14 protein-coding genes are annotated in these 13,305 nt (G+C 36.5%); 10 read left to right on the top strand and 4 right to left on the bottom strand.

Annotated elements, in window-relative coordinates; all coding sequences use genetic code 11:
• The first annotated feature begins 4 nt into the window (after positions 1-4).
• From J4050_RS08200 to J4050_RS08180, 5 genes are all read left to right on the top strand, one after another.
• Entirely contained in the window at positions 5-1,621 is a 1,617-nt protein-coding gene (locus J4050_RS08200) for a S8 family serine peptidase (protein WP_208154087.1), read from the top strand.
• Positions 1,622-2,566, top strand: coding sequence for an NAD(P)H-dependent flavin oxidoreductase (locus J4050_RS08195; RefSeq protein ID WP_208154086.1), 945 nt, complete (start codon positions 1,622-1,624; stop codon positions 2,564-2,566). It begins immediately after the preceding gene.
• A 65-nt stretch (positions 2,567-2,631) separates the two neighbouring features.
• Positions 2,632-4,014, top strand: a complete 1,383-nt coding sequence (locus J4050_RS08190; RefSeq protein ID WP_208154161.1) for an MATE family efflux transporter — start codon at positions 2,632-2,634, stop codon at positions 4,012-4,014.
• A 2-nt stretch (positions 4,015-4,016) separates the two neighbouring features.
• The gene (locus J4050_RS08185) at positions 4,017-4,244 is read left to right on the top strand and encodes a DUF8828 family protein (RefSeq protein ID WP_208154085.1); all 228 of its coding nucleotides are present in this window, start codon (positions 4,017-4,019) and stop codon (positions 4,242-4,244) included.
• Positions 4,244-4,819, top strand: a complete 576-nt coding sequence (locus J4050_RS08180; RefSeq protein WP_208154084.1) for a phosphatase PAP2 family protein — start codon at positions 4,244-4,246, stop codon at positions 4,817-4,819. The genes J4050_RS08185 and J4050_RS08180 overlap by 1 nt, the downstream gene beginning before the upstream one ends.
• Positions 4,820-4,821: 2 nt before the next feature.
• Here the strand turns inward: J4050_RS08180 and J4050_RS08175 are convergent, their stop codons facing one another.
• Positions 4,822-5,562, bottom strand: coding sequence for a glycosyltransferase family 2 protein (locus J4050_RS08175; RefSeq protein ID WP_208154083.1), 741 nt, complete (start codon positions 5,560-5,562; stop codon positions 4,822-4,824).
• 95 nt (positions 5,563-5,657) lie between these two features.
• On the opposite strand from J4050_RS08175, the gene J4050_RS08170 reads away from it, so the two are divergent.
• Positions 5,658-6,596, top strand: a complete 939-nt coding sequence (locus J4050_RS08170; RefSeq protein ID WP_208154082.1) for an NAD-dependent epimerase/dehydratase family protein — start codon at positions 5,658-5,660, stop codon at positions 6,594-6,596.
• Here the strand turns inward: J4050_RS08170 and meaB are convergent.
• Positions 6,593-7,672 carry a methylmalonyl Co-A mutase-associated GTPase MeaB gene (meaB, locus tag J4050_RS08165; protein WP_208154081.1) on the bottom strand — a complete coding sequence of 360 codons (1,080 nt, stop codon included), beginning with the start codon at positions 7,670-7,672 and terminating at the stop codon, positions 6,593-6,595. The genes J4050_RS08170 and meaB overlap by 4 nt on opposite strands.
• An 8-nt stretch (positions 7,673-7,680) precedes the next feature.
• A complete protein-coding gene (locus J4050_RS08160; protein ID WP_243878588.1) occupies positions 7,681-8,232 on the bottom strand; it encodes a DUF2911 domain-containing protein in 552 nt (183 codons plus the stop codon).
• 222 nt (positions 8,233-8,454) lie between these two features.
• Here J4050_RS08160 and J4050_RS08155 point away from each other — a divergent pair, with 222 nt between their 5' ends.
• The 4 genes from J4050_RS08155 to J4050_RS08140 all read left to right on the top strand — a co-directional run bounded on the left by J4050_RS08155 (position 8,455) and on the right by J4050_RS08140 (position 11,974).
• Positions 8,455-9,012: a sigma-70 family RNA polymerase sigma factor gene (locus tag J4050_RS08155; RefSeq protein ID WP_208154160.1), complete on the top strand. Its 558-nt coding sequence runs from the start codon at positions 8,455-8,457 to the stop codon at positions 9,010-9,012.
• On the top strand, positions 8,996-9,559 hold the full coding sequence (locus J4050_RS08150) for a hypothetical protein (RefSeq protein WP_208154079.1): 564 nt from the start codon (positions 8,996-8,998) through the stop codon (positions 9,557-9,559). Before J4050_RS08155 ends, J4050_RS08150 begins: the two co-directional genes overlap by 17 nt.
• 49 nt (positions 9,560-9,608) lie before the next feature.
• Positions 9,609-11,204: a hypothetical protein gene (locus tag J4050_RS08145; RefSeq protein ID WP_208154078.1), complete on the top strand. Its 1,596-nt coding sequence runs from the start codon at positions 9,609-9,611 to the stop codon at positions 11,202-11,204.
• Between the two features lie 83 nt (positions 11,205-11,287).
• On the top strand, positions 11,288-11,974 hold the full coding sequence (locus J4050_RS08140; protein WP_208154077.1) for a peptidoglycan DD-metalloendopeptidase family protein: 687 nt from the start codon (positions 11,288-11,290) through the stop codon (positions 11,972-11,974).
• A 374-nt stretch (positions 11,975-12,348) separates the two neighbouring features.
• On the opposite strand, the gene J4050_RS08135 is transcribed toward J4050_RS08140, so the two are convergent.
• Positions 12,349-13,305 (bottom strand): glycosyltransferase family 2 protein, encoded by a 957-nt coding sequence (locus J4050_RS08135; RefSeq protein ID WP_208154076.1) that lies wholly within the window; start codon positions 13,303-13,305, stop codon positions 12,349-12,351.

The following is a 13,305-nucleotide window of genomic DNA, read 5'->3' as shown; positions in this document are numbered from 1 at the left end:
TTAAATGCTACGATATCTATTCGTCATCATTATTTACTGTTTGTCTTGGCAAGGTCAAACACAAGAAGATGCCTGGGTTTTTCTAACAGATAAAGCCAACGTGGCAGATGCACTTGCCAATCCAACGTCTATTCTTACTCAAAAGGCCATTGATCGTAAAGAAGCTCATGGTATTTCTATTGACTACCGTGATGTTCCAGTAAATGAGATTTACGTTTCAGATTTAAAATTGCAATCTGGAATTACCGTTTTAGCTAAATCAAAGTGGTTTAATGCGGTCCATGTAAGAGGTTTACAAACAGATATCGAGTCTCTTGAAAATCTAGTATATGTAGATTACGTAGATTTTGCCAATACTAATTTGGGTTCTAATTCTAGATTAAGTCAACTCGAAGATAAGATGGCGATAGAAAATCAAGCCGTTAGCTTTAATTATGGTAATACCCAAAATCAGGTGGAGATGATTAATGTTGACCAACTACATGTAAGCGGATTTACAGGTGAAGGCATTACAATTGCCGTGATGGATTCAGGGTTTCCAAATGTAAATACTATGGATGCATTTCAGCGGTTACGTGATAACGGCAACCTTTTAGGAGGATATGACTTTGTGAATAGAACTCAAAACGTTTACGCCAATACTGCCAGCTCACATGGTACACGTGTATTAAGTTGTATGGCAGCGTTTATTCCTGATGATTATGTAGGTACAGCACCAGATGCCTCGTATTATTTATTTCTAACAGAAGATGTCGGAAGTGAGAATCCTGTTGAGGAGTCGTATTGGGTTGAAGCCGCAGAACGCGCGGATAGTTTGGGTGTAGATATGATAAATACCTCTTTGGGCTACAGGTTTTTTGATAACCCTAATTACAATTACACACCGTCAGACATGAATGGGCAGGTCGCATTTATCTCCAAAGGAGCTTCTATTGCGGCTGAAAAAGGTATTCTAGTTGTTGTCAGTGCAGGAAATGCAGGAGCTACAGCTTGGCAAACTGTTGGCGCGCCAGCCGATTCTCCAAATGTCCTTTCTGTTGGTGGTGTAGACGAAAATGGAGATTATGTTGCTTTTAGTTCAAGAGGAGGTGCTGCACAAATCGGATATCAAAAGCCAGATGTAGTGGCTCGTGCAGGATTATCGTTTGTTATAGAATCTGACAATAGTATTGTTCAAAACAATGGTACCTCATTTAGCGCGCCAATTTTATGTGGTGGGATAGCCTCCCTTTGGCAAGACGTTACACATTTAACACCAATAGAAATAAGAGAAGCGGTTGTACAATCTGGATCTCAGTTTAGCACGCCAGATGATTTTCTAGGCCACGGCATACCAAATTTATGGTCGGCAAGAAACGAAGCGTTAAACCTGTCTGAATTTGATAAAGTAGAAGTCAGTATTTATCCGAATCCCGTAGAAGATGAGCTCCAACTAAAAGTTAATAATGTATCCGAACCTTATGATGTAAGTGTAATGAATTATTTAGGTAAAACCCTTTATTCTAAATCTTTAACTGGTGTTTCAAACCAAATAGATGTATCTAGGTACGCTCCAGGATTATACTTGCTTACTCTTAAGAATTCTCAATTTAATTCGACCTTTAAATTTATAATTCAATAAATGGCTAATAGAATCACAGAACTATTTGAAATAAAATATCCCATCATTCAAGCTGGTATGATATGGAATAGCGGCTGGAGACTTGCTTCTGCAGCGAGTAACTCGGGTATTTTAGGATTAATAGGTGCAGGCTCCATGTATCCTGAAGTGCTGCGCGAGCATATCCAAAAGTGCAAAGCTGCAACGGATAAGCCATTTGGTGTTAATGTTCCTATGTTGTATCCTAATATTCAGGAAATCATGGATATTATTGTTCAAGAAGATGTAAAGATTGTTTTCACTTCTGCAGGAAATCCAAAGACCTGGACAAGTTGGCTCCAAGGTAAAGGAGTTACTGTAGTTCATGTTGTAAGTAGTGTAAAGTTTGCTTTAAAAGCTCAAGAAGCTGGAGTTGATGCGGTCGTAGCTGAAGGTTTTGAAGCTGGTGGTCATAACGGACGGGATGAGACTACCACACTAACACTAATTCCCATGGTTAAGCAGCAGCTGCAGATTCCATTAATAGCCGCTGGTGGTATTGCAACAGGTAAAGCCATGCTAGCCTGTATGGTCTTAGGAGCAGATGGTGTGCAAGTTGGGAGTAGGTTTGTAGCGAGTGTAGAATCTTCAGCTCATGCTGACTTTAAACACGCTGTGGTAGATGCTAAGGAAGGCGATACACAACTTACCTTAAAAGAATTGGCACCAGTGAGATTGATAAAAAATAAGTTTTATGAAGACGTTCAAAACTTATATAAAAAAGGCCCAACCTTAGATGAACTTAAATCCTTGCTAGGTAGGGCAAGAGCTAAGCGAGGTATGTTTGAAGGTGACATGGACGAAGGCGAATTAGAAATTGGCCAAATATCAGGACTTATACACGATATCAAACCTGTTTCTGAAATTATTGCTGATATGGTAGCTGAGTACGAAAAGGCCAAAGAACAAGTGAAGGATTACTTCTAGTAAACTGTTATAAGGTATTCTAAAATCTTACTACAACGTTAGTGTATTGTTATTACTTTTACGGCATGTTAATGCAGCAGTACACTAAAGAGTTTAAATACAACCTTAGGTTAGCCTCACCAGTTATTTTAGGGATGCTTGGGCATACCTTCGTTAGTTTTATAGATAACGTAATGGTAGGGCAACTCGGTGCGGCAGAACTCGCAGCCGTGTCTTTGGGTAACAGTTTTATTTTTATTGCCATGTCCTTGGGTATTGGCTTTTCTACAGCCATAACACCATTAGTTGCAGAAGCAGACTCTGAAAAGAATTTCAGTAAGGGCAAGTCCGTTTTTAAACATGGGTTTTTTCTATGTACGGTTATGGGGCTTATTTTATTTCTTTTGCTTTTATTGGCTAAACCTTTAATGACCAGTATGGAACAACCTGAGGAGGTAGTAGCTCTTGCTGTTCCATATTTAGATCTTGTGGCCTTTTCGTTGGTACCTTTAATTGTGTTTCAGGCATTCAAACAGTTTAGTGATGGGTTGTCCCTAACCAAATATCCAATGTATGCCACATTGTTGGCTAATGTTCTTAATGTGGTGATTAACTATGTCCTCATCTTTGGTAAGTTTGGTTTTCCGCAACTCGGTATTGTGGGTGCGGCAGTGGGTACTTTAGTGTCTAGGGTAGTAATGCTCTTCTTTTTATGGTGGTTACTTGCTAAACGCGATAAGTCTAGTGCCTATGTAACCAACATTAAATTCTTTCAACTCAATGCACAGCCGATGAAGAAATTAGTCAATTTGGGATTACCATCTGCCATGCAGATGTTCTTCGAAGTAGCTGTTTTTACTGTGGCAATTTGGCTTTCTGGTATTTTGGGTAAAAACGCACAAGCGGCCAATCAAATTGCGCTCAATTTAGCGTCCATGACCTTTATGGTAGCCATGGGCTTAAGTGTGGCTTCTATGATTCGTGTGGGAAATCAAAAAGGACTTAGGGATTTTGTAAACCTCAGGCGTGTTGCAGAGTCCATCTTTTTTGTTGGGACCATCTTTGCAGTCATTTTTGCTTTGTTCTTTGTGCTTTTTCATAAATATCTACCACATCTTTATGTCAACTTAGATGATATTACAGAACTAGGTGATATTAAAGAAGTAATTGAGATTGCTTCTACCTTGTTGTTAGCCGCAGCCGTATTTCAGATTAGTGATAGTTTACAGGTTATTGTGTTGGGTGCCTTAAGAGGTTTACAAGATGTAAAGATGCCGACCCTTATCACCTTTATTGCCTATTGGCTCATAGGTTTCCCTATAAGTTATTTCTTAGGTAAGGAACAGGCTTATGGTAGTCTTGGGATTTGGATAGGCTTAGTAGCAGGTTTAACCTCCGCAGCAATTTTATTATACATTAGGTTTCATTATCTCACAAAGCGTTTAATTTTGCAGGAACAAAAGATGTAAAGATGGAAATACCAAAGTTTATCCTAGGTGACAATTCAGACTATCCTGAAGCTATTTATATTATACATACCGAGTTTCCAAGGTTTATTATTAATCTTGAAAATGATGAGGTAGAGTGGCTAGAGGAGTTCGACGACCAAGACCAAAAGGAGCTCGAAGGAGAAACTGAGAATTGCATCCGAATGGCAACCGAGTTTTATGATAGGGAAATAGAACGATACGAAGACTGATGTTAGACCAACTGTTAACGTATGACAAAGAACTGTTTCTATTCCTTAATAATCTAGGAACAGAGCAGTGGGACGGGTTTTGGATGTTCTATACCCACAAATTTAATTGGATTCCATTTTATGCCCTGCTTTTGTTTTTACTCTACAAGCATCTTGGTAAGCAACGCATATTAATGCTTATATTGGTTGTTGTGGCCTTGATAACGTTTACAGACCAAATAACTAACCTTTTTAAATACGGATTTGAGCGTTATAGACCTTGCCATCAGGAAGATTTACAAAGCATTATGCGAATTGTCAAAGAAGGCTGTGGCGGACGATTTGGTTTTTTCTCAGGCCATGCTTCCAATTCAATGGCAGTGGCTGTTTTTGTGGGTTTAATTTTACGCAATACATATAAAAATTTAATTTTTCTTCTTTTGGTGTGGGCCGCAGCAATGGCTTATAGTAGAATTTATATTGGTGTGCATTACCCTCTAGATGTCGTCTGTGGTATGGCATTCGGTGCCCTCTCCGGATTTGTATTTTTTAAACTCAATAATTATTTGTCTCAGCGTTTTATAAAGACATCATGATGTTACTCAGGTTTTGTGTTTGAATTTGAGATGTCATATGTAATGAAGCGTTTCTTTATCCAAAGAAAAATGAAACAATCTATAAACGTGCCCAATACTCTATTAGGTAAATTGAAGTGCGATTTGCCAAAGACTCTAGGATAATGCTCTATAGGTACTTGCATAACCCTACCTTTTTGCAGTTGGATTAGCGCAGGTAAAAACCGATGCATTCCTTTAAATAGAGGAAGTTGTTTAGCGAAGTCTGTTTTTATAATTTTTAAAGGGCAGCCTGTATCATTAATACCGTCTCTAGTAAAAATACGCCTAAACTTATTGGCAAGTATTGAAGAAAGATATTTTAAAAAGGCATCCTTTCTTTTTTGCCGAAAACCCATGACTAAATCATTAGAATCAATGTGCTTTAATAAGATATTGAAATCTCTGGGTAAGGTTTGTAAATCGGCATCAATATAACCTGTAAGTTCGGTTTCTATAATGTCAAAACCAGCTTTTAGTGCGGTGCTTAATCCTCCGTTGGTTCTTAAGGAGATATAATTAAAACTGTTATTATTCTTGCATATTGAGGCAATCAAGGCTTCGCTATTATCCGTTGAGCCATCATTTACAAAAAGAACCTGCGTTGGGACAACTGCTATTTTTAAATAATTAAACAGTTCTGTTGCTAGTCGAGGTAAATTTTCTTCCTCATTGTTAACAGGAACTATGATAGTTAAACGATATTTTCTGCCGTTAAAATCCATGTAAGCATAAAAATATCCTTTTTTTGCATTACACCGAAAGCCTTTTGATTTAAAGCTAAAAAAGGGTTTAATTTGTGTCTAACAAATAGGATATTATGAAGATTTTAGTTACTGGAATTGCAGGGTTTATTGGTTCTCACACCGCAGAGCGCTTACTTAGTTTAGGACATGAAGTTGTTGGTGTAGATAACTTTTGCGACTATTACAGCTTAAAATTAAAACAGTTGAACGCTAAGGCTGTTGAAAGTAAAGGGGCTAAAATCATTAAAATGGATTTGAGAGTACCTGAGGCATATAGCGCATTACCGAAAGATTTCGATTATATCTTTCATTTTGCAGCCCAGCCAGGAATATCTCAAACTTCAACTTTTGAAGATTACTTTACCAATAATGTCTTGGCGACCAAATTGCTCATTGATTTTGCTTTGGATTGCTCTAATCTCAAACTATTTGTGAATATAGGTACGTCTTCAATTTATGGTTTAGAAGCAACCTACCCAGAAGACATTGCCCCCAAGCCAGCATCACATTATGGTGTTACGAAGTTAGCGGCTGAGCAATTAGTACTACAAAAAAGCCGCGAGAAACAAATGAATTCTTGTAGTTTGAGATTGTATTCTGTAATAGGTCCAAGGGAAAGACCTGAAAAAATGTATACCAAGCTCATTGATTTAGGATTAAAAGGTGAAGCATTTCCTCTATTTGAAGGTAGCGATAAACACCTAAGGAGTTTTACCTACGTTGGCGATATTGTAGATGGTATTGTTAGTGTCATTGGTAATGAGGGTAAGGTTGATGGTGAAATCTTTAATTTAGGAACTGAGGTTGAGCATACAACCCAAGACGGTATTGATGCCGTTGCAGAAGTTATAGGTGAAGAGATTAAAATAGAAATTAAACCTAAAAGGGCTGGCGACCAGCTGCGAACTAAAGCTAATATAGATAAAGCAAGGCGATTGCTAAATTACAATCCACAAACAACACTTTTGGATAGTGTTCGTGCTCAAGTAGAATGGTTTAAAGCGAATTTTTAAAGGTTTAAAAGATATTCCGCGGCTGCAAATGGAGTAGTTTTACCTTCTTCAATTAATTGCATTTGATTTTTTAATTCGATTTTTATTTTTGGAGAATTGTAAAAATTAGACTTAAGGCGCTCGTCAATAGTTTGAAGTAGCCAAAATAAATTTTGATTACTTCTATTTTTTTCAAGATAGCCATTATTTTTAGTGTGATCAATATAGTCTGTAATCATATCCCAGACCTCTGCGATACCTTCCTTTTCTAGCGCACTACATAAGCTCACTTTTGGTGTCCAGCCAGAATCTTTAATAGGATACAGGTGCAAGGCTCTGTTAAACTCTAATTTAGCCGATTTGGCAGCCTTTAAATTTTCACCGTCTGCTTTATTGATAACTATGGCATCAGCCATTTCTATAATACCTCTTTTTATACCCTGAAGCTCATCGCCAGCACCAGCTAATTTCAACAAAAGAAAGAAATCTACCATACTATGTACAGCGGTCTCGCTTTGGCCAACGCCAACGGTTTCAATGATAATTGTATCGAAACCAGCGGCCTCACATAAGATAATGGTTTCCCTAGTTTTTCTTGCAACACCTCCTAGAGAGTTTCCAGAAGGAGAAGGTCTTATAAAAGCCGCTTTATCCTTAACTAAATCTTCCATTCTTGTTTTATCACCAAGAATACTGCCTTTACTTAATGTACTGCTTGGGTCAACAGCAAGTACGGCTACTTTATGTTCTTTTTTGGTAAGGTAAACTCCTAGGGCTTCAATAAAAGTACTTTTGCCAACTCCTGGAACTCCTGTAATTCCAATACGTTTAGAGGTGTTAGAATGAGGTAGACAAGCTGTTATAATAGCATTAGCTTTTTCAGTGTGTCGCTGGTTTGTACTTTCTACTAGTGTTATGGCTCTGCTTAAAGCTGTTATGTCTCCATTAATAATACCCTTAACTAACTCTTGGACTGAAGGTTGTCTTTTGCGATTAGTTTTAATGCGGTTAGCCGAAGCAGAACTCGTTGTTTCTGGAGATGTAATCCCTTCTTTTTCTTCAAGTGCAGATTTTCGAGATATGTTGTCTTTTGCCATTATTACACTTAAGGCTTTTCGCTGGCAACCTCTTTAAGAGGTATTTCTATGAGCGTATTATCCCAAGCCATTGTTAATTTAAGATCTCCCGTTTTATTATCAAAGGCAATGGTGAATTTTTCAACTACGGTTTCAAGTTTTTCAATAGGAACTTCGGTTTCTATCACATCAAAATTAGGATCCCACATGGGCTCCATTTTCTCGTTTACGCCCCAAGCATATTGCCTCGAGTTAAACATCACCTTCCAAGTATTTTCCATTGGTACGGTCCATATTGTATATTTTCCCTTGTTTAACAATAGGTCGTTTACCAAAAGGTCTTTATTAGTCTCGAAAGTTGTCGCTTCATTAGCTCCAGTACGCCATACCTTATTAAAAGGGACCAAGGCTCCAAATATCTGTCGTTCGCGCTTCGACGGTCTGTTGTATTCTACCTTTAGCTTTAAATCGTTAAGCTCTATTTTGGCACTATCCTTAGGGCTTAATCTAGACGAAAAAATATTTTCAACAAATACAGAATAGAGGAATAAACAAACTGCAACTATAAATAAAAAAATCAATAAGCGTTTTAACATAGGTATAATAAAGACAATTAAATACAAAACACCTTATTGGCAGTCGCCAAAAAAGGAATTTAAAGATAGTTGAATTCCCTAAATTTAGGGAATTCAAATACCTAATTTTATCTTAATTGTAAAAAATGAAATTTTTTTGTGATTTTTTGCAACATCATAAATTATCTGTCGTCTTTATAGTAGAATCAACCAAAAACCGTTAATAACATCAATACGCTTCGAGTTCATATCATAGAGAAATGTAAACGAAATGATAGAAAAGCGCAAATGCAGCTCTATAAACAATATTGCGATGGTATGTATGTGGTCGCTCTTAGATTTGTCAATGACACAATGGAGGCTGAGGATATTGTTCAAGAGGCCTTTATTAAAGCCTTTATGAAGCTCGATCAATATAGGGCTGAAGTGAGTTTTGGAGCATGGTTAAAACGTATTGTTGTTAATAGATGTATAGATGTTTTAAAATCAAAACACCAAAGGATGATTGAGCTAGAGGAGCATCACCTCAATGTTGTAGATGCAGTCTATGAGGATTCTTGGCAAGTTGATGATACAGTAACTATCGAAGATGTAAAAATGGCGATAGAGCAGTTACCGGAGAAATATAAATATGTGGTAATGCTGTATTTAATTGAGGGCTACGATCATAACGAAATTTCTGAAATTTTAAATATTACAGAAATCGCTTCTAGAACTCAGCTTTCTAGAGCAAAACAAAAATTACAAACCCTTTTAAAAGTAAATAGAAATGGCACAAGATCTTAGAGACCTTTTTGATAACAAGGATATGGTTAAACCTATGCCACCTATGTCACAGGGTCATGAAGACCGATTTTTAAAGCGGTTAGAGAGTGAATTACCCAATGATATGCGAAGACCAAGTTTTAATTTATTTAGTATTGCTGCAAGTGTTATAGTATTACTTGGTTTAGCTTACGGTGCGTTTACTATGTTTCCAGGCACCAACCCTGATACTAAGATGGGTAATGGTACCACATTAAAATCTCTTGGTGATGTATCACCAGATTTAAAAAAAGTGGAGGATTATTATTTAGCTAGTATTAACCTAGAACTTTCAAAATTGGAGCTTACGCCTGAAAATAAAGACCTAATAGATGGATACATGGTGAGATTGAAAGAGTTAAATGATGAGTATGACCGACTCACTTTAGAATGGAATGATAACGGACTCAATGAGAAAACCTTAGATGCACTCATTGACAACTTAAAATTTAGACTTAATCTCATTATGAGGTTAAAGAATCAACTGCAAGAATTTAATGAAGATGCCTTCAGAGAAGAATCTATATAAATACATCACAATCATCAATCAAAAAACGAACAGTTAAATGAAAACAACAATGAAAACGATTAGAATTTTAGTATTATGCTTTTGCACCACATTAGGTTATGCACAGCAGAAGTTAAGTAAAACCTCGCAGTCTATAAAGGTGAACAAAGAGGTTAAAATAGATTTAAACACTAGTTATGTAGAAATCGAAATTGGAACATGGAATAGAGATGTCATTGAGGTAGAGGCTTACATAGAAAGTGACGAATTATCCAAGGAAGAATTACAACGTGCACTAGAAGCTTGGCAATTAGATGTGGATGCCTCTAATGATAAAGTAATAATTTCAACTCGAGGAGGAAGTAGCATAGGACGTTTTTCTGATTCCGATTATGATGACCTTTTAAGGGACTTAGAATTTAAATTGGCAGATATTCCTGAGGTACCAAATATGGCAAGCATCCCAAATATTCCAGAAATGCCTGAATTCCCAACACTACCAGAAGTTCCCGAGATGCCAGAATTTCCAAAGCTACCAGAACTACCAAGTGGTATTACTACAATTACTTTTGACTATGATAAATATCAAAAAGAGGGGGAAAAGTATCTGGCTGAATGGAGTAAACGCTATGAGAAGGAAGGTGGAGAAAAACTTCAAAAACAAATGGAGGCTTGGGCGCGACGATTTGGAGAGTCAGATTATCAAAAGAAAATGGAAAAGTGGGGAGATGAATATGCCAAGCGCTTTGAAGGAGAATGGGCTAAAGAGATGGAAGTATGGGGTGAAAAATTTGGAGAAGATTACGCCAAGAAAATGGAAGCTTGGGGTGAGAAGTTTGGAGAAGAATGGGCCGAAAAAATGGAAGTTTGGGGTGAGGATTTAGCTAAACGGATGGAAAAACAATCCGCACAATGGGAGCAGTCAGCAGCCCAGATGGCTCAACAACAAGCAAAGATGGCAGAACGCGAAGCAATGAGGGCTGCACGTGAAGCTGAGCGCGCAGAAGGATATGAAAAACGAAATAAAAACCTCAGAGAACGACGTGATGCGGTTAGGGTAAGGGGATATAGATCTGGGAATTCTGAAAAAGTGAAAAAGGTCATTAAATTAAAGATTCCAAAAAAAGCTAAACTAAATATGAATGTTAGGCATGGTGAGCTAAAGATTTCATCTGTGCTATATAATGCCACAGGAGACATCTCACATTCATTTTTAGTAGCAGAACACATTGATGGAGGCGATACCTCCATCAATGTATCCTACTCACCCCTAGTTATAGATACATGGAGCTTGGGTACTTTAAATTTGAACTTTGTTGAAAAGGCTCAAATAAAGAATGCATCGAATTTAGTTCTAAATTCAAAATCATCTAATATACTCGTAGAAACTCTAAAAAATACTGGGATAATAGATGGTAGTTTTGGAGATTTAACAATATCTAATCTTGCTCAAACCTTCAAAACGCTAAATCTAGTATTAGAAAATAGTGATGCCTTAATTAACTTGCCAAAAAATTCAGATTATAACGTTTATTTTAAGGGGACGCGCTCAAAGTTGAACAATAAGCCAACATCTCAAAAAACAATAAGAAATTACCCTGAAGATAAATACTCAGAACGTACTATTATGGTCAATGCTAAATTCAGCAGTGTTATTATGAATTAATTGTAATTTTAATATATCACTGTCTTAGTGACATTCTATTGTAGTTTCCATTAAATAGATTCCTATTTTTGTGGAAATTTTTTATGTCCAATAATCAGTTTTATAAGGTGCTTTCTGGCTTTGAGGTCTTTCCTATATTAGGTCCTCAATCAAAAACTTTTAAATTTATAGAATTGGACTTGTCCTTAGATAGTCCAAAATTGCAAGATGTTGATATTTCCTCTTCTGAAGACTTAGGACGTCATATCTGGAATCTTTTACAAAAAAATAGGGCCCAAGCGGCTTATGGCGGATATTTAGAACGACGTGGCATTTATCAACGGAGTGATTATTTTAATGAGTTAGACGCATTAAAAGAGCGTAATATACACCTTGGTCTAGATATTTGGATAGAAGCTCATACCCCAATCTATGCACCATTAGAAGGAACTATCCATAGTTTCAAGAACAACACCAACTATGGCGATTATGGTCCAACTCTTATTCTAAGGCATCAAATTGAAGGTTATAAATTTTATACGCTTTATGGTCATCTAAGTTTAGAATCTCTTACAGAAAAAGAAATAGGGCAGAGGATTGAGAGAGGACAACAAATTGCGACCTTGGGTACTGACGAGGTAAATGGAGATTATCCACCGCACTTGCATTTTCAGATTATTCGGGATATTCAAGATTGTAAAGGGGATTACCCAGGAGTAAGCAATCAGCTTAATTTAGAGTTTTATAAAAGCAATTGTCCGGACCCTATGTTACTTCTAGATTTGGTATAAGCGTCTAATTATAAACTAAATATTTGTAGACCAAAAACCTTGCTGGAGCAAGTATCCCAATAGTTATCACAGTGGCGACTAAATAATCAATATTTAAATAAATACAAATATTATAGAAGAGGTTGGCTAAGAAATAAAAGCTGAGTATTGTTAGAATGAATCGTGCTAACTTTTTTTTGCTATGCGTCGTATTGAATAAGTATTTCATTTGAATAAAATAAAGTAATAGATACAGTACTCCATATACTATTAAAAAAGAAAAGGATTCGTTTACATTAAAATAATCAACAAGGATAAAAAGACTTATAAATACATACGTATAGCTTATTAAACTTATTTTCACATACTTAATAAGTTGAATAATTGTATTCTTTTTAATTATTTTCAAAATATTGCTTCTTTTGGAAGTATAGAATTTTTTCTTGATTATTTCTAATTCGCCCTAACATATCGGCCATGAGTGCATATACTGCTAGGATGAGAGACATGCCAACTAGTGCCAATCCAAATATACCTACGCTCTTATAGGGTGTTATGCTACCAGTAGAAATCCAATAGGTAAGAACAAATCCACAAAGTATTATCCCTATTAATGAAATCACTAAGGCAATTGAACCAAAAAAATGCAGTGGTTTATAGTCTTTAAGACATTTAAAAATTATTGAAGACGTTTTAAGTGCATACCGTGTTAAACTACTAGCAACACGCGAAACCCTATCCTCAAAATACAAAACATTTACGGGGATTTGAGCAACTCTATAGCCTTTGTTGGCCAAATCTAAAATTGCCTCGTGGGTATAGGTAAAACTCCCGTCTAGGTTTAAATTGAAAAGACAATCTTTAGAATAAGCTCTGAACCCACAGGAAGCATCTTTAATTTCAATTTTACTCACAAAACTAACAATCTTACTAATTCTATTATTGCCCCAATATTTAAGTTTTGGCATGCCTTGTGGCCTTCCGCTGTTAAATCTGTTTCCAATTGAAAAGTCTGCCTTATTGTTTAATAGAGGTGAAATCATCTTATTAATTTGGTCTACGTCAAATTGTCCATCGGCATCGATACTAACCAATATATCTGCACCTTGTTTTAAAGCATAATTTAATGCAGTATGGAATGCACTACCAACTCCTTTGTTAGAGTTGTGGCTGATAACTGTAGCTCCGGCCTCTTTAGCCTCAGAAACTGTATTGTCCGTGCTTCCATCATCAATGACTAAAAGTTCAATATCAGAAATTATATCTATTCTTTTAGGAACGGATAATAGTATTTTCTTTATGGTAGGGCCTTCATTTAATGCCGGCATATAGATTATAACCTTCGTACTCAT

It is taken from the genome of Winogradskyella pelagia, from assembly GCF_017581965.1.
Taxonomy (GTDB): Bacteria; Bacteroidota; Bacteroidia; order Flavobacteriales; family Flavobacteriaceae; genus Winogradskyella; species Winogradskyella pelagia.
The sequence above is the reverse complement of the archived record's forward strand: the minus strand, read 5'-3'. Positions and strand labels throughout refer to the sequence as shown.